Genomic DNA, 25185 nt, shown 5'->3' on the forward strand with positions numbered 1-25185 from the left:
TGTGTCAAAAAGATTTCCTAGCCTATATGCGCCTGCGTGAGTGGCAAGATATTGTTTATCAAATAAGTACTGTGTGTAACGAAATGGGCATGAAAGCAACCAGCCAAGCGGCTGATGGCGAACTTGTTCACAAAGCGTTACTAAGTGGAATGCTGAGCCACATTGGCTTTAAAGATGAGAAGCAAATATACAAAGGTGCACGTAATAGTCAGTTTCATATTTTTCCGGGTTCAGGTTTATTTAAAAAGAGCCCTAAATGGATCATGTCAGCGGAGCTGGTAGAAACCAGTAAATTATATGCCCGCACAAATGCAAAAATAGACATTAACTGGGTAGAACCATTAGCGCAGCATTTAGTAAAACGTAGTTACACAGAGCCACACTGGGAGAAAAAACCAGGTGCGGTAATCGCGTTTGAGCAGCAAACTTTGTACGGCTTACTTGTCGTAAATAAACGCCGCTGTGTTTATAGCAACATAGACCCTAAAGTGAGTCGAGAGCTTTTTGTGCGCACTGCATTAGTTGAGCAAGAGCTGGGCTTAAACGAGGGCTTTTTAGCGTTTAACAGTGAGCTTATTGAGGATATTCAAGTACTGGAAAATAAGTCTCGTCGTCGTGATATTTTAGTTGATGAGCAAACGTTATTTGAGTTTTACGATAAAAAAATACCCAAAGAAATTAATAACCGCGCTGCATTTTTAAAATGGTATAAAACACAAAAACAACAAAATAAACATTACTTACACATGACCCGTGAAGAGCTAATGCAGCATGGTGCAAGTAATATCACTGAGTTTGACTACCCTGACACATGGCAGCAAGACAATATTATATTACCGCTTGCTTATCATTTTGACCCAGGACAAGCGGTTGATGGTGTTGCGGTGCAAATACCGGTAGCACTGTTGAATCAAGTACAAGAGAGTGGTTTTGACTGGCATATACCTGCATTTAGACATGAGCTAATAAGTGGGCTTATAAAGTCATTGCCTAAATCGCTTCGCCGTAATTTTGTGCCAGCACCAAATTACGCAGATGCAGTACTTGCAGCTATTGAGCCAATGCAAGGTAGCTTAATTGATGCTTTAGCTACGCGTTTATTAAGAATGACAGGTGTGAGAGTTGATGCAGAAGCGTGGGATTTAACCGCGCTTGCACCGCATTTACGATTGCAGTTTGAAGTACGTGATGAACACGATAAGTTACTTGCTCGTGGACTTGATTTAGCCAAACTTAAAGCAGAGCTACAAGGTGAAGTAACCGAGACACTGTCTAAAGTAGCCGATAAAGGCATTGAAAAATCAGACCTAACACAATGGGACTTTGGTGAACTGCCAGCGTCATATGTTAAAAAACAAGGCCAATACGAAATAAAAGCATACCCTGCGCTGGTGGATAAAAAATCAGCCGCTGCAGTGGAGCTTTTTGATAGTGAAGCAAAAGCGCAGCAAGCACATCAACAAGGTTTGCGCCGTTTAGTACTGTTAAATGTGCCGTCGCCAATTAAGTACTTACAACAAAACTTACCGAATAAGGCCAAGCTGGGTTTGTACTTTAACCCATTTGGTAAAATCGCTGATTTAATTGATGACTGTATCGCCGCAGGTGTTGATAGCTTATTAGTGAAACACGGCGATATACGCGATGAAAAAGCATTTGAAACGGTAAAAGAGCAAATACGAGGTGAGCTCGGTGATGCCGTTGTGTCGATTGCAACGCAAGTTGAGCAAGTATTAAGTATTGCGCACGCACTGCATAAAAAAATGAAAGGGCGCGTTGATTTAACCATGATAACCGCGCATGGCGATATAAAATCACAGCTTGAGTCACTTATATTTAAAGGTTTTGTGAGCGCGCATGGCGCAGATAAAATAACGGATTTAATTCGTTATTTAAAAGCGATTCAAAAACGTTTAGAAAAGCTGCCTGTGGATCCAAATCGTGATAGGTTATGCGTACTAGAGCTGGATAAAGTTGCTCAAGAGTACAAAAAAGTAGTTAATAAAACGCCTAAAGGCTTGCCTATTCCACAAGAAGTAACCGCTATTTTTTGGATGCAACAAGAGCTTAGAGTGTCGCTATTTGCTCAAACGCTTGGAACTCCTTACCCAATTTCGGCTAAGCGAGTACTTAATGCGATAAAAGAGATAGAATAAAACTTGCATTTTCTATTAAGCTTAGTACCTTAATAGGAGGATTTATTTTTGTTTTGAAAAGGAAGTGACATAGTTATGTCCTCATCGATTGAACATAAAACAAAGCGACTTTTAGTGGTAGACGACGAGTATTTTAATTTTGAAATGCTCAAAGCAGCACTCGCGTCGAAATTTGATGTTAGTTATGCAGATTCAGGACAAAGCTGTCTTGCATCGGCAATTGCGAGTCCGCCAGATATAATTTTGCTTGATGTTTGTATGCCTGGTCTTGATGGTTATGATACATGCCGAATGCTAAAACACACACCTGAAACAAAAAATATTCCTGTTGTTATGGTATCGGGCCTAGAGTCTCCATCTGAAAAACAAGCAGGGTTTGACGCTGGTTGTAACGCATATGTTGTAAAGCCATTTTCAGTGGGTGCTTTGTTGGAAGAAATTAACACGGTTTTTTAGAGGTAACGTATGTTTACTGATGATAAGCGAAATTTTAGACGCATGCAGATCAATACACCTGCAAATTTAACAACGATAGAACCAATAGCGGGTTTAAGTTTTGCCGCAGAGTGCGTAGATTTAAGTGCAACAGGTTTATCAATTCATTTAGATGAATTACTTGAACCTAATACATTACTGACGGTGAACATTGATTCGACTCACCCAAGTATTGCGCCTTTAAATGCAACAGCAAAAGTAATACGTGCCAGCAAAGAAGATGATGGCACGGTAACAGCAGGTCTTGAAATCATTCAGTTTAACTAACTTGAATCCAGTTAAACTCAATAGTAGATATTAAAAAACCTTACAGATTAAGCCTTTTAAGTAAAAGCCTTCAGGGTAGCTGCCAGCAATTGGGTGATCAGCTGCCTGGTTTAATCGCTCCATTATAAGTAGGTCTTTACCTGCATCAAGTGCTGCATCGGCGACTACTTTTTGAAATAAGTTTTGTTCCATTAAACCAGAGCATGAGAATGTTAGTAATGTTCCACCTGGCTTTAGTATTTGCATAGCAATCATGTTGATATCTTTATAACCACGACACGCACCGGTTAGCTGCGCTTTATTATCAGCAAACTTTGGTGGGTCCATTACGATGGTATCAAACTGTCTACCTTCGTCGCGGTATTGGCGTAGCAACTTAAATACATCCTGCTTAACAAAACTTACTTTATTTAAATCTAAGTTATTATGCTCAACATTACGTTTTGCTGTATCTAAAGCGGGTTGAGATACGTCTACGTTAGTTACATGCTCACATCCACCACGTAGGGCGTACAACGAAAATGTACCTGTATAACTAAAACAGTTAAGTACCGTTTTACCCTTTGAAAAACGCTCAAGTGCGGCGCGGCTATCGCGCTGGTCTAAATAAAAGCCCGTTTTATGTCCATCAATTATATCGACTTCAATTTTAAAACCGTTTTCCTCAATAAGTACCGGCTGTGTTGGTTCGTTACCCCAAAGAGCGCCTTTTATTGGCTCTAAGCCTTCTTTAGTGCGTACTTCTACGTCTGAGCGCTCGTATATGCTAGAGCCTGGGAAAATAGACATCAACGCGCCAACAATCTCGCCTTTATGACGCTCGGCACCCGCACTTAGTAGCTGACACACTAATACATTATCAAACTTATCGATTGTAACGCCTGGTAAGTAATCAGATTCAGCAGCACACAATCGAAATCCTGTTAATCCGCCTTCTTCTATTACTTGGCTACGTGCTTCTAATGAGCGGCGTAAACGGCGTTCAAAAAAGTTTTGGTCGATTACTTCTTTTTCGTCAAAGCTCCAAACACGTGCGCGAATTTGTGAGTGAGGGCTGTAAGCAGCAGTTGCTAAAAACTTACCTTCGCTATCGTGAATCGTTACTGTGTCGCCTAATCCAGGTTTACCTTTAATTTTTTTGATGGCTTTTGAAAATAACCAAGGGTGTTTTCTTTTTAATGATTTATCGCGACCAGCTTGTAGGTAAACGGCAGATGACATAAGGCTTCTCAGTAGTAATAAATAAGCGCTGTATTTTAGTCAAGCAGCGAGCAACATACAATGAATGTTTTGCAAGGTGGGCATAAAGCACGGTAAAGTACGGATAATTTATCGATTCATTAGCTTTTGGAACCTAATAGTGCCTGACGCCATTTTAAGCCCCGATTTAAAAATACTTAATTCACAATGTAGAGAATTTATAACCTCTTTAGTGCATGCTGATGTAGCTCACGATATTACCCATATAGAACGCGTGGTGCGCGTTGCAATACAGCTATGTGATGCGGAGCAGGCAAACATGTCAGTAGTATTACCTGCTGCGTGGATGCACGACTGTGTGGCGGNCAGCCGATAAGGCATTGGAATTTTTAAAATCTATTAATTATGACGAGTCACTTTTTGATGAGATTCATCATGCAATTGCGGCGCATAGCTTCAGCGCAAATATAAAAATTAAAACAGTTGAGGCGCAAATAGTACAAGATGCTGACAGAATGGATGCATTGGGCGCTATTGGGGTGAGTCGCTGCATGAAAGTAGGCGGATCAATTTCTCGGCTATTGTACAATCCAGAAGACCCTTTTTGTGTTGAACGCGAGGCTGATGATAAAACATACACGCTTGATCACTTTTTTATAAAGTTATTACATATTGCCGATAGTATGAATACGCCATCTGCTAAAGCAGAAGCGAACAGGCGTACAAGGTATATGCATGACTTTTTAGAGCAATTAAAGTCAGAAATAGGTGAGTAACGTGAATAATACAAGCATACCTAAATTATCTGGGATTGATCATTGCCATTTAAATGTTGATAACTTGGTTGATGCCGTTAAGTGGTATGAGCGTGTTTTAGGTTTTAGTGTAGTACCCGAGCTTGCCTTTTGGGATGAGGACGGACGCGGCCCTTTAACACTTGAAGATACTAGTTCAACAACTCGTTTAGCACTTTTTGAAGGTGAGGGGCGTAGTAAAGGGATTGCATTTTTGGCCTCAGGGGATCAATTTATTCAATGGCGTAATCATCTTGAGGGTTTAAACATAAAAGCAGTGCTAGCGGATCATGGTGTAACGTTTTCTATGTACTTTAAAGATGAAAGCGGTAATAGCCATGAAATTACCTCACATGACTATCGTTATATAAAGTCTTACTATCCAAATGTTGAGCTTGGCTCTCACAGCGCTAAAAAGAATTAGCTTTCTTGATTTGAATTTTTTATAGCAAGAATATCGTCTAATTTTTTCACAAATAGTTCGATTAGAGCGGGATCAAAATGAGCTCCTGCTTGCTCTTGCATATGTAAAACTGTTTTCTCTACACTCCATGCCTCTTTATAAGGGCGTTTTGAAGTCAGAGCATCAAAAACGTCAGCAACGGCAACAATTCTACCTTCAATTGATATTTCTTCGCCTTTGATCCCGTTAGGATAGCCTGAACCATCCCATTTTTCGTGGTGTTCAATAGCAAGTTTATGAGCGAGTTGTAATAATGGCGATGAAGAATTTGCTAATATTTGTGCACCAATTATGGCGTGTTTCTTCATATGCTCAAACTCTTCAAAAGTTAACTTTCCTGGCTTGAGTAAGATAGCATCAGGGATACCTATTTTCCCAACATCGTGCATTGGGGCGGCTTGGCGTAAAAGCTCTGCACTTTGCTCATCCATACCTAGCGCTAATGCTAATACTTTGCTGTATTGGCTCATACGCACTATATGTTCGCCAGTGTCAGTATCTTTATATTCAGCAGCACGGCCTAGACGTTGTACTAAATCTACATGTGCTTGTTTTAATTGCTCAGCTTGCACTAGCGATAAGTGAGTTTTAACTCTAGCTCTTACAATAGCAGGGCTTATTGGCTTAGTAATATAATCTACGGCGCCTAACTCAAAACCTTTATATTCATCGCTTTCATCACCAAGTGCAGTTACAAAAATAATTGGGATGTGTGATGTTTTAGGGTTACCTTTAACTATTTGACATACTTCAAAACCATTCATATCTGGCATCATTATGTCGAGCAAGATTAGCTTTGGTAGTTCTTTTTCAAGTAGTGCCAATGCGGCATCACCCGATTTAGCAAACGACATACGATATTGATTACCTAACACTTCGCGCATTACTTTTAGATTTGCAGGCTCATCGTCAACAATTAATACTCGTGGCCTATCTGTTGTAAAATCCATTAATTAATACTCATTGTTTGTTAGTTTTTCAAGTAAGGTTTCTAGTATTACGTGTGCTTTATCAAAATCAAATTCATCAAAGGCCTCGGCTATAGCATCAACATCATTTTTATAGATTGAAGGTGCGCCGCGTTGCAGCTTTGCTAATAGCTCATCATTTAGCTCTGCGTTTTGTGCATCTTGATTAAGCGTCTTACACAGTGACTTAATTTCATCAATTGATAGCGTGTCAGAACTATTATCTTCAGGCTTACTACTTGGCTTATCGCAAGTATTAGATGATAGCAATTGTGAGATGACAAGTAGCTCGTTTTTTATATCGTCTAAAGTACTAATAACTTTAGCGTCACTTTGTTTTTGCTCTAAATCGGTTAATAACTTCATTAATGTTATTAGGCCTAAGTTACCAGCAACACCTTTAAGTGTGTGAATGGTGCTATCGACATCTTTTATGTTTGATAATTTATCACTGAATAATGTTTCGAACCGTTTATTACTGTCACTAATAAATTTAGTAATCTCTGTAAGTTGTTTACACTTAGAACCCCAAAGGGCTAACCCTTTTTCAAAATCTATATGCTGCGCTTTAGGATCGCTTTGCGATATAACCATTTCTTTTTCAATACCAAGACCAAGCACTTGTGCTATTTCTTGGTTTAGCTGATTTATATCGACGGGTTTATTTGCAAAGCCATTCATGCCTGCTTTTTTGGCCGTAAGCTTATCTTGTTGTAATACACTGGCTGTGAGCGCGATAATTGGCGTGTATTTAATTTGTCTTTGATTTTCTATTGCTCTTATTTTTTGTGTTGCCTCTATGCCATCACACAATGGCATATGTATATCCATTAAAATGACATCAAAGTCTTGTTCTTCAAATACTTTAATCGCTTCAAGTCCGTTAGATGCCTTGGTAACTGCATGCTGATCGCGTGACAGGAGTAAAGAAAGTAGTTCTGTATTTTGCTCTATATCGTCAACTACTAACACCCTAAGTGCAGGCAGTTGGGTGTGTAGACCATCAAAATGATCTATTTTAGTTTCGTCACCTAAAGTAAGCGGCAATGAAAAGTAAAAGCAGGTGCCTTTACCTAGTTCACTTACTAAGTTTATTGTTCCGCCCATAAGCTCTACAAGTTGTTTGCTTATGGTAGTACCAAGACCTGTACCACCAAAGCGGCGAGTAGTAGTACCATCGGCTTGTTCGAAAGGTTGAAACACTGCTTGAATACGATCTTTTGCAATACCAATACCGGTATCTTGCACTTCAAAAAACAGATGCTGATTTTGTGTTATAGCAACAGTTACGGTAACAGAGCCTTTTTCGGTAAACTTAATAGCATTACCAATTAAATTAGTAAGTACTTGCCTGAGTCGATCTGGGTCACCGTAATAAGTAGCACTTACTGATTCTTTAATATGAAGTTTAAGTTCTAAATCTTTCTTTTTAGCTTCTAACCAAAAAGTAGAAATAATACTGTCTATTACTGGCTTTAAACTAAAGTGTATTGGCTCAATAGTGAGCTTACCGCGCTCTAGTTTTGCGGAATCGAGAATTTCATTTAATAATCTAAGTAATGAACGCGCTGCATTATTTACGGTCACTAAATGTTTTTGTTGTTCTTGATCAAGTGGGGTATCCATTAATAGATCGCTGAAACCTATTATAGAATTCATTGGGGTGCGTATTTCATGGCTCATATTAGCCATAAAAGATTGCTTTGCATAAGCAGCTTCTTCAGCTTTAAATTTAGCTTGCTCTAGTTTTTCTTCATATTCTTTGCGTTCTGTAATATCAACCAAAACACCATCAATCCACTTTGCTTGGCCTTGGGTATCAAAGTCGATGCTGCCTTTATCTAAAAGCCATAAGATTTTACCGCTTCTGTGGCGAATTCTGTATTCGATTGAATACTGACGTTTTTCTTCTACGGCTTTTGTGACGGCATCTACAATAGGTTGCTGGTCTGATTTTAAAACTAGATCGTTAAATTCAATGCAATGTTCAGTAAATTCATTAGGGTTATAACCCGTTAACTCGTTGATGCTCGGGCTGATAAAAAGCATGGTCCAGTTATCATCAAATTTACACCTAAAAGCCACACCTGGCATGTTATCCATTAAAGAGCGGTATTTTTGTTCTTTTTCCTCTAGGCTTTTTTGTAAAGCTCGTTGCTCTGATAAGTCTGTTATGAAGCCTACGTATAGAGGATTTTGCCCTGGCTGATTAACTTCTCCAATCCCCAAACGAATCGGGAATAAGTGGCCATTTTTATGCTTTGCAAAAATTTCACGGTTAACACCGATTACTTTACCTAAATCAATATTTTTAGCTTTAGAAAGGTAGCTATCGTGATGCATCGCGATAGCATCATCCATTAGCATTTTAATATTATGATTTTGTACTTCATTTTCGTGCCAGCCAAAAATTTTACTGGCTGATTCGTTAAAGCTCAAAATAATGCCGGTGTGATCAATCGTTACGATTCCATCAATGGCTGTGCCTAAAATTGCGTTTAAGCGAGACTCGTCGGCTGACTTTTCTTCAAGTAACATTTTATATCTGACCATGCCATTAAGTACCGCTACTACGCTTGTAATGGCAATCGTTGCAGTTGCAACCGCGATGGCTACAAAAGTGAGCCCAGCAGAAGCATTTGCGTCGTCATATAAAAGAGGAGATGTTGCAACAAAGCGTGTAGATGCCATGCCCATATAATGCATAGCAGCAACAGCAAAGCCTAATATTATAGCGCTGATGGCTCTATTTTGTAGGTATGATAGTTTTGGAAAAAATTTTTCAAGATTAAAGCGGCTATATAACGCTATAAACGAAAGAGCGACGGCAACTAAAATTGAAAGGCCAAAGGTCAGTGGGTCATAGCGCAACATTGGGGAAAGCTCCATTGAAGCCATACCGCTGTAATGCATTGTACCAATACCAGCCCCTAGTAAGATGGAGCAAATGCTGAGCACTCTAAAGTTTCCATCACTGTTTACAAGTATTGATACCGCATACTGACATGCTAATAAAGCAGGAAGAAAAGAGAGTAGTGTGATTGTTGGATCGTAGCTTATATTAGTACATAGCGAAAAAGCTAACATACCTATAAAGTGCATACTCCAAATACCAGAAGAAAATACAGTTGCTGCGGTTATATTTGCTAAACGTTGATAACGAGGGAATTTAGTCTCTTTTGCTAAATCAATGAGCTTAGTAGTAAAAAAAGCAGCAAAAATGGCTATTAATACAGACATTGAGACTAGAAGAGGGTCGTATACCCCATTAAGTATTAGGCTTGGATCTTGGTCTGTAATGAAGAAAGCTGATAGCATAACGGCTCGAAATATAATCTTTATTTTACAAGTTTAATCTAATTTACTAATAAATGAACCGTTATTTCTAATCGCGCTATAAAGTGACGAATTTTAAGCAAGTTTATTTATTGTTTTGTTATTGAAGTAAATAAAATGTTTTAACTTTCAATTCAAATAAAATAGACGGCTCAATCTATAGCTTATTATAATAAAGCGGATTAGGAGTTAAGTGCGACTTTATGCTTAAGAGTTTAAAATTGATGGTAATATGGATTATATAAACGGATGCAATATTTAGAGTTTAGGTCGTGTTTGAATATCAATTGAAAAAGAGTACTAGACGCAAAACAGTCGCAATAAAAGTGCATAGTCAAAAGGTAACTGTGTATGCGCCACATTTTGTCGCAAAAAAACACATTGATACTTGGTTATTTGACAAACAAGAGTGGGTTGCAGAACAATTAAAAAAACAATTTTTAATTGAGGACACTAAGCAGTACCCTGTTGAATCTAAAAAAATAAGTGTTTTTTCAGAAACTATTTATTTGAAACTGGACTCAGGCCAAGATTCCAAAGTAACCCCGTATGATGACCACTTACTTATTACAATATCTCCTCGAGTTAAAAACACTAATCAAAAGTATCGACAGCTATTAGAGACTTATTTAAAAGAGCAGCTTATTGCATACATAGAGATGCGTTTAGCGTATTTCTGTACTCAAATGGGTGAAGAGTTGCCAAATGATTTAAAAATAGGTGTTTATAAACGAAAGTGGGGGAGTTGTAATAGCAAGCGAGAACTCACTTTTAATTTACATCTTATAGGTGCTCCTTACCACGCTATAGATTATGTGATTGTTCATGAGCTTGCCCATTTAAAGTATTTAAATCATAGCAAAGCTTTTTGGCAGCGAGTAGAGGCGTTTTTCCCCGATTACAAAACATCATCTAATTGGTTAAAACAAAATGGTATGAGTTTACAGTGGGTGTTTTGATGTTACTGAATATAGGAATATAGGAATATAGGAATATAGGAATATAGGAATATAGGAATATAGGAATATAGGAATATAGGAATATAGGAATATAGGAATAGTAGAGAAGTGGTGGAGGGAGCTGGATTCGAACCAGCGAAGGCTGAGCCGTCAGATTTACAGTCTGATCCCTTTGGCCGCTCGGGAACCCCTCCACACTAATTTTATTGCATTTGGCCCCACTTAACTTAGCGGTAAGAAAAGTGGTGGAGGGAGCTGGATTCGAACCAGCGAAGGCTGAGCCGTCAGATTTACAGTCTGATCCCTTTGGCCGCTCGGGAACCCCTCCAATGCAACGGCGCTGATAATAGCAAATTGCGTATTTAAGTAAAGAAAAAAGCTAAAGAAAATTGAAATAAAGCCGATAAATATCTATCAGTTACCACAATCGGCTAAAGACTATGCAAATAGATGATTTGTTAATCACAGAGAGTCAGTTAAACAGTAGACTCAATAATAGTGTGCATGAAAATCGCCGTGGCGAATTTGCACTATTATTAGCGATGCTGTCACATGACGCACTCGACTTTAGTCAATTTCATTTACCAAAAACTGAAACAGATAATTTAGTTATAGAAGAAGAGGCGTTAAGAAAGCAATTTGGCGCAGGTCCAAAGCAACTTTTAGCCCCTGATGAATATAATATGTTGGTTGGACAATTTAATGCATCATTAATATCTCAAGAAGGAGAGCACTGTGGTATGACAAGTATTAAGTTAAGACAATGCTTAAGCCCTGAACCACTTGCGATTAGAAATGATGATAAGCATATTCCACTTAATATAATAGATAACTGTGAGCTTGCCGTCAGAAGAAGAATTAAAAGCGAACAAACCCAACTAGCTAATCCCCCAATAGATGCAGCTGCTTTTTACGACAGCCTTAATAATGATGCATTACATCAACCACTTCAGCTCATTGCGGTGTGATATATGATTGTAATAATCACCAGTTAATATATGCTTTATAACGGGTCTGCTTTATATATTTGCTAATAATTGATTTAATGAAAAAAAAGCATCCAAAAATTAAATGCAATTGCTATAATGGCGTCAAATGGTATGACATGAAATGCCATTATCATTAAACCAAGGTAATTAGGAACGTAATGAAGAAAACATTCACGCTAAATCACGAGAAAATCAAATACCCTCGTATGGTTGATGCTGCAAAGCACGAAGTGAAAAAATATTTGAAAAGAGAGCGTAATAAAACGCTACCTGAAGATGCTGACTATTGGGCATTTGACTGTAAGTTTGGTAACACAGCTGAAGATGCGCAAGTTGTGCACGTTGCTGAATTAAGTAACCAAATTGGCGAAATTGAAAAGCAAGGTTTGACCTCTTTCTATGTAGAGATTTTAGCTCGACCTGCTCAACGTCAACAGTTAGATTTAGATGATGACGAATAATACTTAACTAAATTAAGTATTCAAAGTTATAAAATGAGCCCAAGTGGCTCATTTTTTGTTTTTATGCAATAAAGATTCACCATAAATCATTTTTATTAGTAACTAATAAGTAGAATTCTTTTTTATTAACATTTGCATAACAAAATGTGATGCTATAGGCTGTTTTTAATTAAAAAACAAAACATTTTTCTATGCCAATAAATTACTCTGACCATCAATTGAAATTAAGTTTAAAGAATTCTAAAGTACTTATAGTTGACGATCAGTTATTAAGCTTAATCGTATTGAAAAAAATATTATCTGAGCATTTTAATGTGACAACAGCTGGAAGTGGTGAAGAAGCAATTGAAATTTGTAATGTAAATGTACCCGATATAGTCCTACTCGATATTAATATGGGTGGAATGAGTGGTATTGATACATGTTTAAAATTAAAAAATAATACTGAAACACAGGATATCCCAGTTATTTTTGTTACATCCTTTGAAAACGAAGAAGAAGAGTGCTGGGAAGCCGGAGCTGTCGATTTCATTAAAAAGCCGATTAAAAAAGAAACATTATTTAGAAGAGTTCGTGCGCATATAACGTTAAAATTACAACATGACTTACTCAATCAAAAAGTATTTCTAGATGATTTAACAAAGGTATTCAATCGTCGTTATTTTGATGCGCATTTTTCTAAAATGGAACGAAGCGCCTTACGAGAAAAAGTCGACTATGCACTATTACTCATCGATATAGATTACTTTAAGCAATACAACGATCTTTATGGTCATGTGCAAGGCGATACGGTTTTAAACCTTGTTGCACAAACTATTACTAATAGTTTGCAAAGGCCAACCGATTTTGTTGCGCGTTACGGCGGCGAAGAGTTTGTAGTTGTTCTACCGCATACAAGCACTGAAGGTGCAATTTGTGTTGCTGATAAAATTAAACAAAATGTGGTCGATTTAGGAATATTACACAGATATTCAGAATATGACTTTGTGACTATTAGTATTGGCGGTGCAACCCTACAACCGTACGTAAATAACAAAAACACCTTGCAGATCGCAGATGAAAAAATGTATGAGTCTAAAATGCAAGGTCGTAACCAAGTGTGTTTTTAAGTTTAGCTAGCTAATAAATCACTTTGCCACTTAAAAACACCTTGTAGGTGATAAATATCAAATAAGATTATTTATTACACGCTATGACATTTTTTGTACTTTTTATTGCTACCACATGGGCAGTCATCATTTCTGCCCACTTTAATATCTTCAACAGGATATATAGTGCCATCTAAATAACGCCATTGAGTGTTTTCTTTAATAAACTGCGATTTTTCGTGAAGCTCACAAAATAAGTTTTGATAAAAATATTGGGCTTTAAATTCTACAGTCCCAGTATCGTCATCATGGCTTGACCCAATTACATCAAGATTTATAAATCGACAGCTGTTAGCAAAATCATTGATTTCTTTAACCGAATTTTCAGCTTGTTTTTCTTTTGCGTAGGTTTGATAAACATATTCTGCATTTTTAATAACATAAGCGCTGAATCGTGAGCGCATAAGTTGTTCAGGAGAGTCAGCTTGCTTAACAGATAAGTGAAGTGGCTCGCAGCAATCGGCATAATTGTGCCCACTGCTGCAAAAACATAATGTGATATTGAGTGAAGTCATAATAATAATACAAAGTCTAAAACATTAGTTTAACAAGCTTATTGGGCGAGTGGTATCTCTGTTGTTTGAGACTTTTTAGTAAAACAGTATAGTTTTGTATTCGTTTTACTTAAATCGAACGATAAATTCGTAAGTAGTTGGTTATTAACTATATCGGTCCAGGTAATTACCGCTGCAAAGTTTCCGTTATGTAATGCAGAATTTAATACATACTCTAAATTTACTAGGTGCTTTTGTCTAATAACAAGTAATTTACTTGTATCAATAGAGCATGAGTCAAGTAAAGCTTTGCTAGGTACATGATCTGGAGCAATTAGTAACGTCCATGCATTAGAGCTATTGTATTGGTGTAATACTTTTAAAAGCTCAAAGGTCGCTGAAATTTCATCTTCAATTTGAATTAAATTTACGCAATCGCTTTGCTCGTCTTGTTGGTAACTTTTAACTGTTCTTACGGTAATAGGCTGTAACATAATTTCACTCACTGGGTTTTTATACAGTATTCATATACAGTAGTTTATACAGTGCTTTCGTGCAAGCCTTTTATGCTATTTATTTGTACAGTTATTCAGCTTTTGATCATTGTTTTTATTTTTTGAATTTATAATTCTTTATTAATCAGCTTGTTATGGAATTATTTTTGAGGAGGTATTCTAAAAATAAATTTTTGAGTAGTGTCTTCATTTTGGGGTTTCATACTGTATAGGATTATCTTTATAACCATATACAGTATTTTTTAACACTGCATACAGTACTTCTGCCATAGCTAGCTTATGTGTTTTCACTCGTGCGAGGGATCATATGAGAAAACTGGAGTTGGTGGATTTGTTCGTACAAACTTGCCGCATAACATTGAGCATCTTTAAATCGCTTAGTTTCGATATGTTTGCGTATATCTGTAACCGCTGCAGTGGCAGGGGCGTACCCTTGGCTACTTGCTAAGCTTAACCAAGCTACAGCATGAAATACACTTTGTGGCACGCCTTCACCTTTCACAAAAAATAAACCTAAATAAAACTGTGCTCTATGGTTTCCCGCCATTGCAGCAAGTCGCATCCATTTTGCAGCCAATGGAGCTTGATTATTTTTTAAATAATATAGGGCTTTATTTAACGTACTTTGCCCATCTTTTTTATTATCAACGGGCACAGAGGTATTTTCGGGTTGAGTAACAAAACCTAAAATATTATCTAGCTGTTGCTCTAAGTCTTGCTCACAAGGTGTTGTTTTAAGCATATTGGTTCATTTATTATTTTAACTACTCTAACAGTTTAGTATATAGCAAGGTAAAATGTCCTGTAAAAGATAATTTTTATGTTAAAATCTCGCCACTTTTTACTATCACAAGTTTATTATGTTCGAAGCCTTATTTAAACTGAGCGAAAATAATTCAACAGTTAAACGCGAATGCGTTGCTGGCCTAACTACCTTTATAACTATGGTATACATTGTATTTGTAAACCCGGCTATGCTTGCAGAGGCTGGGATGGATCAAGGGGCTGCATTTGTAGCGACATGTATAGCAGCTGCGATAGGCTGTTTTATAATGGGTTTATGGGCTAATTATCCATTAGCATTAGCGCCTGGTATGGGGCTAAATGCCTTTTTTACGTATGGTGTCGTATTAGGAATGGGGTATACCTGGCAAGCCGCGTTAGGGGCTGTATTTATGTCGGGTTGTATATTTTTGTTTTTAAGCTTATTTAAAGTCAGAGAGTGGATTATTAATGCCATACCTCTGGTGCTCAAGCGAGCAATCGCAACGGGTATAGGTGCTTTTTTAGCATTAATTGCCCTTAAAAATGCAGGCATTATTGTCTCAAGCCCGGCAACATTAGTGCAGTTGGGCGACATTACTTCTCCAGGACCGTTACTGGCTATATTAAGCTTTTTTGTAATTGCAGCGCTTTTATACCGCGATTTTAAAAGTGGCGTGCTTATTAGTATCTTATTAGTGACTGGCATTGCTTTAAGTTTGGGGCTTGTTGAATATCACGGTGTTATGGCTATGCCACCATCAATAATGCCTACTTTTATGCAGCTAGATTTTGCAGCCGCTTTTGATATATCAATGATGAGTGTTATTTTTGCTTTCTTGTTTGTCGATCTTTTTGATACTTCGGGTACATTAGTTGCGGTAACTCAAAAAGCAGGTTTAGCTGATGAAAAAGGTAACATGCCTCGTTTAGGACGCGCATTAAGTGCTGACAGCTCAGCAACAATTGCAGGTGCGATGCTAGGTACGTCTACGACTACATCGTATATAGAATCGGTTGCTGGCGTATCTGTTGGCGGACGAACTGGTTTAACGGCTGTAGTTGTAGGTATTTGCTTTTTACTAATGATGTTTTTTGCACCGCTTGCACAAATGGTACCGGCTTATGCTACGGCAGGCGCTATTTTATATGTCGCTGTTCTGATGCTGCAAAATTTAAAGTTTGTAAACTGGGATGATATGACCGATGCAATTCCTGTTACTGTGGTACTACTAATGACACCATTAACGTTTTCGATTGCGCACGGTATTGCACTTGGTTTTATATCTTATACAGCGGTTAAAGTATTGTGTGGTAAGCAAGATCAAGTCAGTATTAGTGTTTGGATATTAACAGCCTTGTTTGTTTTCAAGTTTGCATTTTTGTCTTAATAGCTAACAAAAAATACAAAAAAGCCTGCACAAATTTTAATTTGTGCAGGCTTTTTTAATGCTTTTATAAAAGCACTACCATTTCTTTTTAGGAGCAAACAGTATATCTAAGTCGTCTTGCTCTTCTTCTGTTTTCTTTTTAAGTGCGCTTGCATTAGAAGCTCTCAGTTCAACACTAATTGCCTCTAAGTAACCCTCAACTTCTAGCCGTTTTGTTGTTACATATTCATCAGAGTAGGTAACTGCGCTGAGTGTTGCCTGCGCTTTTTCAAAATACTGTCTTGCTGAGCCAACCATACTGGCTGAGCGNGCGGGCAGACAAGCCACGTTTTATTTGGCTTTCAATATTAATACGCAGTTGTAGTTTTTCGAGACGTTTATCTTCTAAAACAAAAACTTGGCTATCAATACGACCTTTGCTGTGTTCAGAGCGTAAAATTGAGCGTAATTTTTTAATGCCTTGAATTAGGCCTACAAGTTGTTTGTCATTACTCGGTAGCGTTAAAGCTTCATTGCTATTATCTTGAACTGGATTAGATAAGTGCGTTTTTGCTTCACTTAAGCGGCTTTTAAGTGCTTTAGATGTTTGCGAGTTAGTAACCATTGTATTTAAGGCTTCGTAAATACGGCGCTGTAATGTACGAATTAGATTTTCAGAAAGGGGGATGTTAGCACTATTCATTAGTGCCTCTTCTGTTTCTTCTATTATAGCTTTTTGTTTTGTAAGCTCTTTACGGCGTTCTGCCTCTTGTTTTTCTTTGTGTTGTTGTACAGCACTTACCCAAAGTGCAATCACAATCAATGCAACTATAAGCACTATTATAATAGAAACGATCATGGTGTAATTCTCGGATATATAACCTAATTATTTAATCTTACATTAAATATACGTTAACAGGGTAGCTTTGCGCCGATTAACTTAAAAAATATACCAAAAAATTGATAGGTTGAGCTCTTTATAAACTGCAGTAAGCCTAAGGGCTTATAAACTAAAGCTGAATAATCATCGCTACCTGAAGCATATTTATTATGCTAGCCTTGAGCTCTAATCAGATAATTGCACACCTAAAGACCTAAAGTGCTATTTTACGTAAATAACACTTGGTTTTAAGCGGTATTGCCTTTATAAATAATATGAATAATAACGTTAAAATTTGCAGCCATGAAATTACAACAACTCAGATACATCGTAGAAGTACAAAATCATAAATTAAATGTTTCAGCGACTGCTGAGAGTTTATTTACCTCGCAGCCAGGAATTTCTAAACAAGTACGCATGTTAGAAGATGAGTTGGGTGTGCAAATTTTTGGTCGCAGTGGTAAGCATTTAACGCATGTAACCGGTGCCGGCGAAGATATTATTAATATTTCTCGTGAAATACTCTCTAAAGTAGAAGGTATTAAAGCCGTTGCTAATGAGCATACGCTACCTGATCAAGGTAAGTTAAATATTGCTACAACACATACCCAAGCTCGTTATGCTTTGCCTAACGTAATTCAAGGGTTTATGAAAAAATACCCTGCGGTATCGCTTCATATGCACCAAGGTACTCCACAGCAAATATCGGATGCTGCAGCACGCGGTGATGCCGATTTTGCTATTGCAACAGAAGCACTGCATTTGTATTCAGATTTAGTTATGCTGCCTTGCTACCATTGGAATCGCAGTATTGTTGTCGCTAAAGACCATCCGTTGGCTAAAAAGGCAAATAATTTAACCGTTGCTGATATTGCTCAATATCCACTCATTACATATGTATTTGGTTTTACGGGCCGCTCAGAGTTAGATAAAGCGTTTAGCGCACACGGGCTTGAACCACACATTGTATTTACCGCAACCGATGCTGATGTTATAAAAACATACGTACGACTGGGTTTAGGAGTTGGTGTTGTTGCTTCAATGGCGATAGATCAAGTGAGCGATACCGATTTAGTGTGTATTGATGCAAGCCACTTATTTGAAGCTAGCACGACCAAAATTGGTTTTAGAAAGGGCAGCTTTTTACGTACTTATATGTATGATTTTATCGAACGTTTTGCACCGCACTTAACTAAAGAGCGCGTGGAGCGAGCAAGCTTATTACGTAACCAAGATGACGTAGATAAGTTATTTGCAGATATAGAGTTACCCGTTAAATAATGTCACTACATTAAACGAATAATAAAAAAGCCGCCTATTTTAAAAATAGGCGGCTTTTTCTTTTTATAGCGAGCTGATTAACATTCGATAATATTAACTGCTAGTCCACCGCGAGCGGTTTCTTTGTATTTGGTTTTCATATCGTTACCAGTTTCAAGCATGGTTTTAATCACTTTATCAAGTGATACCTTTTGCTCGCCACTGCCACGTATAGCTAAACGTGAAGCGTTAATTGCTTTAATAGCGCCCATTGCATTACGTTCAATACACGGTACTTGTACTAAGCCACCAACAGGGTCGCACGTTAGGCCTAAATTATGTTCCATACCAATTTCTGCTGCGTTTTCTACTTGCACAACATTGCCACCAACAATTTCTGTTAATGCGCCTGCAGCCATAGAGCACGCAACGCCGACTTCACCTTGGCAACCTACTTCGGCACCCGATATAGAGGCATTCTTTTTATATAAAATACCAATAGCAGCAGCGGTTAATAAATAACGCGTGGCTATATCGCGGTCTACTTCTTTCACAAATGTGTGATAGTACATAAGCACAGCCGGTAAAATACCCGCAGCACCATTAGTTGGTGCGGTAACTACACGGCCACCTGCAGCGTTTTCTTCGTTTACGGCAAGGGCAAATAAATCAACCCAGTCCATTGCACGAAGCGGGTCGTTACTGACCTCTATATTTAGTTTTAAGTATAAGCTTGGCGCACGGCGTTTTACTTTTAAGCCGCCAGGTAAAATACCTTCGGTGCGCATACCACGGTCAATACAAGCCATCATTACTTTCCAAATATGGAACAATGTGTCTTTTACTTCGTCTTCAGTGCGCAGTGTTTTTTCGTTTTTCATCATCAAGGTAGAAACACTAAACCCAGACTCTTTACACATCTCTAGTAGTTCTTTTGCGCTACCAAATGGGAAGGGGGCTGGATTTTCTTCTCTAATATCGAGGGCCGCCTGTTTTTCGTTTTCAAACTCTTCGTCGGTAACAATGAAGCCACCGCCAATAGAGTAATATACTTTGCTGTAAATTTTTTCGCCGTTGTTTGAGGCGATAATTTCCATTGCATTAGAATGCTTAGGCAGTGTTTTACGACGATGAAAAACAATAGCACCTTGTTTTGGGAATTTGGCTTTATGTGTTTTGTTTAAATAAATAACCTGATCTTTTTCAATGGTCGCTAAAATGTCGTCGACTAAATCGGCATCAATTGTTTCAGGATCGTAACCGGCTAAACCAAGAATTACGGCTTTACCCGAGCCATGGCCAACACCTGTTTGACCAAGAGAGCCATAAAGCTCTACTTTAATATCGGTAACATTTGCTAATAATTGTTGTTCTTGTAGGTCATTAACAAATAAGCGTGATGCGCGCATTGGGCCAACGGTGTGTGATGACGAAGGGCCAATACCAATGCTAAACATATCAAATGCACTGATCATAATGTGTGTGTCTCTACTTTGTTTTATCAGCACGAAGCTGCTCTTTGAACGGTCGAGCATGATAACGTGGAATTGTGATTGTGTAACTACTAATAACGAAGATTTAAACTGGTAAGGCGAGTTGTTTTGTAAAGTTTTTTATAATGCTTGCAGTCGCACCCCAAAGTAAACCATGCGGCGTTTTAAAACCTTGCAAAATAACCGTTTTCCCAAATCGTTGAAAAGGTAAGGGTTGCCAGTTAGCTTCGTTATTTAATTCAGTAACAGAGAGCAAAAAGCTCGCTTGTACTTCATTATAGTCATTTTCCCAGGTGGTGTTTTTTTTGAGTAAACCCACATAGGGGCTAATACTAAAACCCGTTAAGGTTGAATACTCAGGTAAGTGACCTAATACATTAACGTTGCTTTGGGCAATATTTAGCTCTTCTTTTAGTTCGCGAAGTGCTGTGGTGCGAAGGGTAATGTCGCTTACTTCAAACTTGCCTCCGGGCAAACAAATCTCCCCAGGGTGATGGTGTAAATAAGTAGGGCGTTTACACAGTAAAATATGTGCATGGTTATCTATATCAATAATTGGCAGCATAACAGCGCTAGCGCGTTTTTTACGTGTGTCTTTTAACTGATTTGGCGCAGCTGTAGGGCTTAACAGAAACCGCGCCATAATGTGTTCACTATTCAAAGCGACCTACTGTTTTAATAAAGGGAGGATTTTATTTACTTTATCGTAAGTTTCTTGATATTCCAATTCGACTTTAGAATCAGCGACTATTCCGCCACCTGCCCAGCAGTAAATTTGCGCTTTGTGGCACACCAATGTGCGAATAGTGATACTCGTATCCATATTTCCACATGCACTTAAATAACCAATTGAACCACAATAAATGCTGCGGCGATGCGGTTCTAATTCTTCAATTATTTCCATCGCTCTAATTTTTGGCGCACCGGTGATTGAGCCACCCGGAAAAGCCGCTTTTAGCTGATCGACCGCTGTTTTACCTTCATCAAGTTCTGAGGTGACCGTGCTTACTAAATGATGCACTGCCGGAAAGCTTTCAATAGCAAAAAGCGAAGGGACGTGAACGCTGCCAGGTTTTGCTACTTTGCCTAAGTCGTTACGTAGTAAATCAACAATCATTACATTTTCAGCGCGATCTTTAGCTGATGCTGCGAGTATTTTCGCTTGTTGTTGATCCTCTAGTGCATTTGCTTTTCTCGGCAGTGTTCCTTTAATAGGCTTGGTTTCTACAACGTTATTGTTTACAGATATAAAGCGCTCAGGAGAAATTGATAAAATAGCTCCTTGAGGGTGATTTATAAAGCTTGAAAACGGCGCTTTATTTGCCTCACGCAGTTTAATATAAGCTGCCCAAGGGGAGCCTTCAAACTGAGCGTTAAAGCGCTGCGCTAAATTAATTTGGTAACAATCGCCACTTTTTAAATACTCCTCAATTTGGGCAAACTTTGCAGCGTATTCCGTTTCGCTCATATTTGATTGCCAGTCGCTGTTTAGGGCAAAGGACTGCGTATTAACTTGGGAGTTAGCGTGTGTATTTAAGTATTGCTCATAAAGCGCTAATCGATCGGTGTTTGGCTGCGATACATAAAACCAGCTTTGTTGCTGCTTGTCGTAAATAAGGGCATCTAAGTAAAGGCCAATAGCCATTTGGGGAAGATTAATATCTTCGATAGCACGAGTGGGGATGTTTTCAATTGTACGGCCTAGGTCGTAGCCAAAGTAGCCAAGCCAGCCGCCGTTAAAGGGTAAATCGTAATCGGCTTTTGTTTTATCAAGATGCGAAAGCTCATTATTCATAATTTCAAAGCAGTTATCACTACTTTCCATATTATTTAAAAAGCTTTTATTATTTTTTACTTCAAGGGTACTTTGCGGCTCAATGGCAATAATATCAAAACGGCTGTTTATATGATTACTATTTGCAGAATCTAATAGAATTGCATAAGGCAAATGTGAAAAATGCGCAAAAACGTCAATGCAGTTTTGTGTTATGCCTAATTTAATACAATTTTTTTTATTGTTTAGCATTTACTGCCCCTTTAAGAACTGGCTCGAAACGGGCTGGGAGGGTATCATAAGTCAAATTTTTTGGCAGCACTAAGCTGTAAAAAACAGTGCAAACCACCGTCACCGGTTTGATTTAGATTACGCGACAACGCGTAACGGTAACTTAAGGAACCACTATGAGTACAATTTGTCAGCAAGACTTTATTGATAGCATTGAAGATGCATTGCAATATATTTCGTTCTATCACCCACTTGATTTTGTTCAAGCTCTCGAAAAAGCTTACAACAAAGAACAAAGTAAAGCGGCTAAAGACGCCATTGCACAAATTTTAATTAACTCACGCATGTCGGCTGAAGGCAAGCGTCCACTTTGCCAAGATACCGGTATTATTACCTGTTTTGTTAAAGTAGGTATGGATGTTAAGTGGGATAAAACAGATTTAACCGTTCAACAAATGGTTGATGAAGGTACTCGTCGTGCATATTTGAATCCAGATAACCCTTTACGTGCATCTATTGTTGCAGACCCTGCTGGCACGCGTAAAAACACGAAAGATAATACGCCTTCGGTTGTGCATATTGATTTAGTGGCTGGTGGTAAAGTAGAAGTAATGGTTGCGGCTAAAGGCGGCGGCTCTGAAAACAAAAGTAAAATGGTTATGTTAAACCCGTCAGATGATGTTGCTGAATGGGTAGAAAAAACACTACCAACAATGGGTGCTGGTTGGTGTCCGCCAGGCATGCTAGGTATAGGTATTGGTGGTACGGCTGAAAAAGCGGCAGTAATGGCTAAAGAGTCGTTAATGGATCCGGTTGATATCCATGAACTAATGGAACGCGGCGCAGAAACGACTGAAGAAAAACTGCGTTTAGAAATTTTTGACCGTGCTAATAAATTAGGTATTGGCGCACAAGGCTTAGGCGGTTTAACAACGGTTGTTGATGTTAAAATTAAAACAGCACCAACGCATGCAGCTTCAAAACCTGTAGTAATGATCCCTAACTGTGCGGCAACTCGCCATGTACATTTTACACTTGACGGTTCTGGCCCTGCTAATTTAAAAGCACCTAAGCTAGAAGATTGGCCACAAGTAACATTTGAAGTGGGCGAAGGCACACGTCGTGTTGACTTAAATACACTGACTAAAAAAGATGTTCAAGAATGGAAAATGGGTGAAACTGTTTTACTTTCGGGCACTATTTTAACAGGTCGTGATGCAGCGCATAAACGTCTGCAAGATATGATCAATTCAGGTGAAGGTTTACCAAAAGGCGTAGACTTTGATAATAAATTTATTTATTACGTTGGACCAGTAGACGCGGTACGCGATGAAGCAGTTGGTCCTGCAGGCCCTACAACAGCTACTCGCATGGATAAATTCACCGATATGATGCTAGAAAAAACAGGCATTGTAGGCATGATTGGTAAAGCTGAACGTGGCCCTGCAACGGTTGAGTCTATTAAAGAGCATAAATCTGTTTATTTGATGGCTGTAGGCGGCGCAGCTTACTTAGTATCTAAAGCGATTAAAAAAGCACGCGTAGTTGCTTTTGAAGATTTAGGTATGGAAGCTATTTATGAATTTGAAGTAGAAGATATGCCAGTGACCGTTGCAGTAGACAGTGAAGGCGCCAATGCGCATACACAAGGCCCTGCAATCTGGAAAGCTAAAATAGAAGAGCTTGATAGCAAGCTAAAATAACGTACGTTTTGTATTTTTAAAAAGCTACCGTGAAGATTAATGCCAGTCAGTTAACAGCTGACTGGCTTTTTTTATTGGGGTATTTACTGGGTTTTGGTTTCACACACCTCGGATACGCCCGCTCCCGTTTTATCGGCAATATGTGATGTTCAACTTGAGCTTGTAATTGCTCTATTGATTTAGGTATCCGTCCTGCATTTTCTATAAACATTGTATGAATAAGGTTAATAATACTAATAGCACACGTCGTAAAACTCAGGTGTTTTGCATATATTCCAGATTTTTTCTGCGCCATTTTCACCATCTGGTATCGGAGCAAGTTATAGCTCAACATTACGCCCCATAATTCTTGCGCTATCATCTCAGGTTTCTTGCTGCGTAGCGTAAAGTGACTATTCAGTAAGGTTTGTTTCATTTCTCGATAACCAAGTTCAATTTCCCACCGATCACTATAGAGGTCAACAATTTCAGCCTTAGGGAAACGCATTGGGTCTGTTAATGAAGTGAGTATATTCACCTCTTTCCCCTTAACCGTTTTTGTGACTAGCCTAACTTCAATGCTCTCTGGTAAATCGTCGAACTTTTTTCTCGCTTGTGCTGTTGCTTTTAGCTTGATGAGTTTGTCTTGACGACCTAGAGAGCGAACAATTTCATATTGCGTGCCTTTTCTCATCGGTTGAAGCCAATGCCTATTTACCCCAGCATGATGCCAACGATTGAGTAAGCCTAGAGAATAGAAGCCTCTATCAAATAACGTCAGTGAGTTATCGGGTGTTGCCTCGATTAAGTCTTCAGCCAACACCATTTCACTTGTACGACAACTATCAAAGGCGCTCCCCATTAATAAATGACTAGTTAACTCCATCAAACACACCATGCGAACCTGAGGGAAGGCCGTGTCACCATACTGATTTTTCCACATGGAGAATGCATGTTGATTTTCAGCAGTATCCGGTGTGCGCCAAATGACACCATCAACACCCAGTAGTGATAGCCCGCACCATGTGGGATGGTTCGCATCAGCATTCCACATTTGCTGACTTTGCTCAAAAACCTGTTTAACGGCATCAGCCCCAAGCCGCTGCCTAGCCTGTACAACCGCGCTGGGCGCAACGAGTTCTTTTTTACCTGGTAAAGCGAGCCCTAATTTACTGACAATACTCCACAGTGGGTCTTCACGATAAAACGACATACAAATGACTGTCCAAACGGCCATCTCAACAGGAAGCCTTCTTTTCCTTATCGTCGCGACACCTGCGGTTTCTGCGCATTGTTTGATAAACTCAGGGCATAAAAAATCACTCAGTTGACCTAAGCCTTCTGAATTGGGTGCGTAGCTATTGGCTAGAGAAAGTGCGGTAGTGAGTTGCAAAATAAAAGGCTCCTGAATAAATTCAGAAGCCTTTATAAACTAACCAGAAGATCGGTCAATGGATCGTTAAATATTTCTTAACTGATCGGCATTAA

The 25185-nt window shown here is 38.6% G+C and carries 21 protein-coding genes, 2 tRNA genes and 2 pseudogenes; 12 read left to right on the forward strand and 13 right to left on the reverse strand.

The window, feature by feature from the left end; translation table 11 throughout:
- The 3 genes from hrpA to L654_RS0124795 all read left to right on the forward strand — a co-directional run.
- Positions 1-2156 (forward strand): ATP-dependent RNA helicase HrpA (gene hrpA / locus L654_RS0124785; RefSeq protein ID WP_033028015.1); only part of this gene is annotated, 2156 nt, incomplete at its 5' end.
- A 75-nt stretch (positions 2157-2231) separates the two neighbouring features.
- Complete coding sequence (locus L654_RS0124790) at positions 2232-2612, forward strand: response regulator (RefSeq protein ID WP_007581064.1); 381 nt, start codon at positions 2232-2234, stop codon at positions 2610-2612.
- 9 nt (positions 2613-2621) lie between these two features.
- Entirely contained in the window at positions 2622-2918 is a 297-nt protein-coding gene (locus tag L654_RS0124795; RefSeq protein WP_007581065.1) for a PilZ domain-containing protein, read from the forward strand.
- Positions 2919-2948: 30 nt separating this feature from the next.
- On the opposite strand, the gene L654_RS0124800 is transcribed toward L654_RS0124795, so the two are convergent.
- Positions 2949-4139: a class I SAM-dependent methyltransferase gene (locus tag L654_RS0124800; protein WP_007581068.1), complete on the reverse strand. Its 1191-nt coding sequence runs from the start codon at positions 4137-4139 to the stop codon at positions 2949-2951.
- Positions 4140-4278: 139 nt separating this feature from the next.
- Between L654_RS0124800 and L654_RS01000000126835 the strand changes: the two are divergent.
- Positions 4279-4894: pseudogene (locus tag L654_RS01000000126835) on the forward strand (HD domain-containing protein).
- Position 4895: 1 nt separating this feature from the next.
- Entirely contained in the window at positions 4896-5336 is a 441-nt protein-coding gene (locus L654_RS0124810) for a VOC family protein (RefSeq protein WP_024590998.1), read from the forward strand.
- Here the strand turns inward: L654_RS0124810 and L654_RS0124815 are convergent.
- Both L654_RS0124815 and L654_RS0124820 read right to left on the reverse strand, forming a co-directional pair.
- Positions 5333-6325: a two-component system response regulator gene (locus L654_RS0124815; RefSeq protein WP_024609355.1), complete on the reverse strand. Its 993-nt coding sequence runs from the start codon at positions 6323-6325 to the stop codon at positions 5333-5335. The genes L654_RS0124810 and L654_RS0124815 overlap by 4 nt on opposite strands.
- 3 nt (positions 6326-6328) lie before the next feature.
- Positions 6329-9661 (reverse strand): MHYT domain-containing protein, encoded by a 3333-nt coding sequence (locus L654_RS0124820; protein ID WP_024609356.1) that lies wholly within the window; start codon positions 9659-9661, stop codon positions 6329-6331.
- A gap of 305 nt (positions 9662-9966) precedes the next feature.
- On the opposite strand from L654_RS0124820, the gene L654_RS0124825 reads away from it, so the two are divergent.
- The gene (locus L654_RS0124825; protein WP_225305811.1) at positions 9967-10638 is read left to right on the forward strand and encodes a SprT family zinc-dependent metalloprotease; all 672 of its coding nucleotides are present in this window, start codon (positions 9967-9969) and stop codon (positions 10636-10638) included.
- 109 nt (positions 10639-10747) lie between these two features.
- On the opposite strand, the gene L654_RS0124830 is transcribed toward L654_RS0124825, so the two are convergent.
- Both L654_RS0124830 and L654_RS0124835 read right to left on the reverse strand, forming a co-directional pair.
- Positions 10748-10832 (reverse strand) — tRNA-Tyr (locus L654_RS0124830).
- A gap of 49 nt (positions 10833-10881) precedes the next feature.
- Positions 10882-10966 (reverse strand) — tRNA-Tyr (locus L654_RS0124835).
- A 112-nt stretch (positions 10967-11078) separates the two neighbouring features.
- On the opposite strand from L654_RS0124835, the gene L654_RS0124840 reads away from it, so the two are divergent.
- The 3 genes from L654_RS0124840 to L654_RS0124850 all read left to right on the forward strand — a co-directional run bounded on the left by L654_RS0124840 (position 11079) and on the right by L654_RS0124850 (position 13197).
- A complete protein-coding gene (locus tag L654_RS0124840) occupies positions 11079-11606 on the forward strand; it encodes a VC2046/SO_2500 family protein (protein ID WP_024609358.1) in 528 nt (175 codons plus the stop codon).
- Between the two features lie 179 nt (positions 11607-11785).
- A complete protein-coding gene (locus L654_RS0124845) occupies positions 11786-12088 on the forward strand; it encodes a DUF6172 family protein (protein ID WP_002961433.1) in 303 nt (100 codons plus the stop codon).
- Between the two features lie 191 nt (positions 12089-12279).
- The gene (locus L654_RS0124850; protein ID WP_024609359.1) at positions 12280-13197 is read left to right on the forward strand and encodes a diguanylate cyclase; all 918 of its coding nucleotides are present in this window, start codon (positions 12280-12282) and stop codon (positions 13195-13197) included.
- 74 nt (positions 13198-13271) lie between these two features.
- On the opposite strand, the gene L654_RS0124855 is transcribed toward L654_RS0124850, so the two are convergent.
- From L654_RS0124855 to L654_RS0124865, 3 genes are all read right to left on the reverse strand, one after another.
- A complete protein-coding gene (locus L654_RS0124855) occupies positions 13272-13751 on the reverse strand; it encodes a YchJ family protein (RefSeq protein ID WP_024609360.1) in 480 nt (159 codons plus the stop codon).
- 38 nt (positions 13752-13789) lie between these two features.
- Complete coding sequence (locus tag L654_RS0124860; protein ID WP_024609361.1) at positions 13790-14224, reverse strand: SulA-like leucine-rich domain-containing protein; 435 nt, start codon at positions 14222-14224, stop codon at positions 13790-13792.
- A gap of 298 nt (positions 14225-14522) precedes the next feature.
- Entirely contained in the window at positions 14523-14987 is a 465-nt protein-coding gene (locus tag L654_RS0124865; protein ID WP_024609362.1) for an SEL1-like repeat protein, read from the reverse strand.
- A 118-nt stretch (positions 14988-15105) separates the two neighbouring features.
- Here L654_RS0124865 and L654_RS0124870 point away from each other — a divergent pair, with 118 nt between their 5' ends.
- Positions 15106-16398 carry an NCS2 family permease gene (locus L654_RS0124870; RefSeq protein WP_010555089.1) on the forward strand — a complete coding sequence of 431 codons (1293 nt, stop codon included), beginning with the start codon at positions 15106-15108 and terminating at the stop codon, positions 16396-16398.
- 75 nt (positions 16399-16473) lie between these two features.
- Here the strand turns inward: L654_RS0124870 and L654_RS01000000126840 are convergent.
- A pseudogene (locus L654_RS01000000126840) lies at positions 16474-17236 on the reverse strand (hypothetical protein).
- A 324-nt stretch (positions 17237-17560) separates the two neighbouring features.
- Between L654_RS01000000126840 and cysB the strand changes: the two are divergent.
- The gene (gene cysB / locus L654_RS0124880; RefSeq protein WP_024609363.1) at positions 17561-18538 is read left to right on the forward strand and encodes an HTH-type transcriptional regulator CysB; all 978 of its coding nucleotides are present in this window, start codon (positions 17561-17563) and stop codon (positions 18536-18538) included.
- A 77-nt stretch (positions 18539-18615) separates the two neighbouring features.
- Here cysB and L654_RS0124885 read toward each other — a convergent pair whose 3' ends face one another.
- From L654_RS0124885 to pabB, 3 genes are all read right to left on the reverse strand, one after another.
- On the reverse strand, positions 18616-19992 hold the full coding sequence (locus L654_RS0124885; protein ID WP_024590992.1) for an L-serine ammonia-lyase: 1377 nt from the start codon (positions 19990-19992) through the stop codon (positions 18616-18618).
- A 103-nt stretch (positions 19993-20095) separates the two neighbouring features.
- Positions 20096-20671, reverse strand: coding sequence for a CoA pyrophosphatase (locus L654_RS0124890; protein WP_024590991.1), 576 nt, complete (start codon positions 20669-20671; stop codon positions 20096-20098).
- A gap of 6 nt (positions 20672-20677) precedes the next feature.
- On the reverse strand, positions 20678-22036 hold the full coding sequence (pabB, locus tag L654_RS0124895; RefSeq protein ID WP_024609364.1) for an aminodeoxychorismate synthase component I: 1359 nt from the start codon (positions 22034-22036) through the stop codon (positions 20678-20680).
- A 155-nt stretch (positions 22037-22191) separates the two neighbouring features.
- On the opposite strand from pabB, the gene L654_RS0124900 reads away from it, so the two are divergent.
- Positions 22192-23718, forward strand: coding sequence for a fumarate hydratase (locus tag L654_RS0124900; protein ID WP_007583843.1), 1527 nt, complete (start codon positions 22192-22194; stop codon positions 23716-23718).
- Positions 23719-23764: 46 nt separating this feature from the next.
- On the opposite strand, the gene L654_RS0124905 is transcribed toward L654_RS0124900, so the two are convergent.
- On the reverse strand, positions 23765-25090 hold the full coding sequence (locus L654_RS0124905) for an IS4 family transposase (protein WP_024607224.1): 1326 nt from the start codon (positions 25088-25090) through the stop codon (positions 23765-23767).
- Between the last annotated feature and the right edge of the window lie 95 nt (positions 25091-25185).

Origin of the sequence: Pseudoalteromonas sp. TAB23 (genome assembly GCF_000498075.1) — a bacterium.
In the GTDB taxonomy this organism is placed as follows: Bacteria; Pseudomonadota; Gammaproteobacteria; order Enterobacterales; family Alteromonadaceae; genus Pseudoalteromonas; species Pseudoalteromonas arctica.

Excerpts from the sequence above, each read along its gene's own strand:
- L654_RS0124790 (WP_007581064.1), top strand. The coding sequence starts at position 2,232 with ATGTCCTCATCGATTGAACATAAAACAAAGCGACTTTTAGTGGTAGAC.
- L654_RS0124795 (WP_007581065.1), top strand. The coding sequence starts at position 2,622 with ATGTTTACTGATGATAAGCGAAATTTTAGACGCATGCAGATCAATACA.
- L654_RS0124800 (WP_007581068.1), bottom strand. The coding sequence starts at position 4,139 with ATGTCATCTGCCGTTTACCTACAAGCTGGTCGCGATAAATCATTAAAA.
- L654_RS0124815 (WP_024609355.1), bottom strand. The coding sequence starts at position 6,325 with ATGGATTTTACAACAGATAGGCCACGAGTATTAATTGTTGACGATGAG.
- L654_RS0124820 (WP_024609356.1), bottom strand. The coding sequence starts at position 9,661 with ATGCTATCAGCTTTCTTCATTACAGACCAAGATCCAAGCCTAATACTT.
- L654_RS0124840 (WP_024609358.1), top strand. The coding sequence starts at position 11,079 with ATGCAAATAGATGATTTGTTAATCACAGAGAGTCAGTTAAACAGTAGA.
- L654_RS0124845 (WP_002961433.1), top strand. The coding sequence starts at position 11,786 with ATGAAGAAAACATTCACGCTAAATCACGAGAAAATCAAATACCCTCGT.
- L654_RS0124850 (WP_024609359.1), top strand. The coding sequence starts at position 12,280 with ATGCCAATAAATTACTCTGACCATCAATTGAAATTAAGTTTAAAGAAT.
- L654_RS0124855 (WP_024609360.1), bottom strand. The coding sequence starts at position 13,751 with ATGACTTCACTCAATATCACATTATGTTTTTGCAGCAGTGGGCACAAT.
- L654_RS0124860 (WP_024609361.1), bottom strand. The coding sequence starts at position 14,224 with ATGTTACAGCCTATTACCGTAAGAACAGTTAAAAGTTACCAACAAGAC.
- L654_RS0124865 (WP_024609362.1), bottom strand. The coding sequence starts at position 14,987 with ATGCTTAAAACAACACCTTGTGAGCAAGACTTAGAGCAACAGCTAGAT.
- L654_RS0124870 (WP_010555089.1), top strand. The coding sequence starts at position 15,106 with ATGTTCGAAGCCTTATTTAAACTGAGCGAAAATAATTCAACAGTTAAA.
- cysB (WP_024609363.1), top strand. The coding sequence starts at position 17,561 with ATGAAATTACAACAACTCAGATACATCGTAGAAGTACAAAATCATAAA.
- L654_RS0124885 (WP_024590992.1), bottom strand. The coding sequence starts at position 19,992 with ATGATCAGTGCATTTGATATGTTTAGCATTGGTATTGGCCCTTCGTCA.
- pabB (WP_024609364.1), bottom strand. The coding sequence starts at position 22,036 with ATGCTAAACAATAAAAAAAATTGTATTAAATTAGGCATAACACAAAAC.
- L654_RS0124900 (WP_007583843.1), top strand. The coding sequence starts at position 22,192 with ATGAGTACAATTTGTCAGCAAGACTTTATTGATAGCATTGAAGATGCA.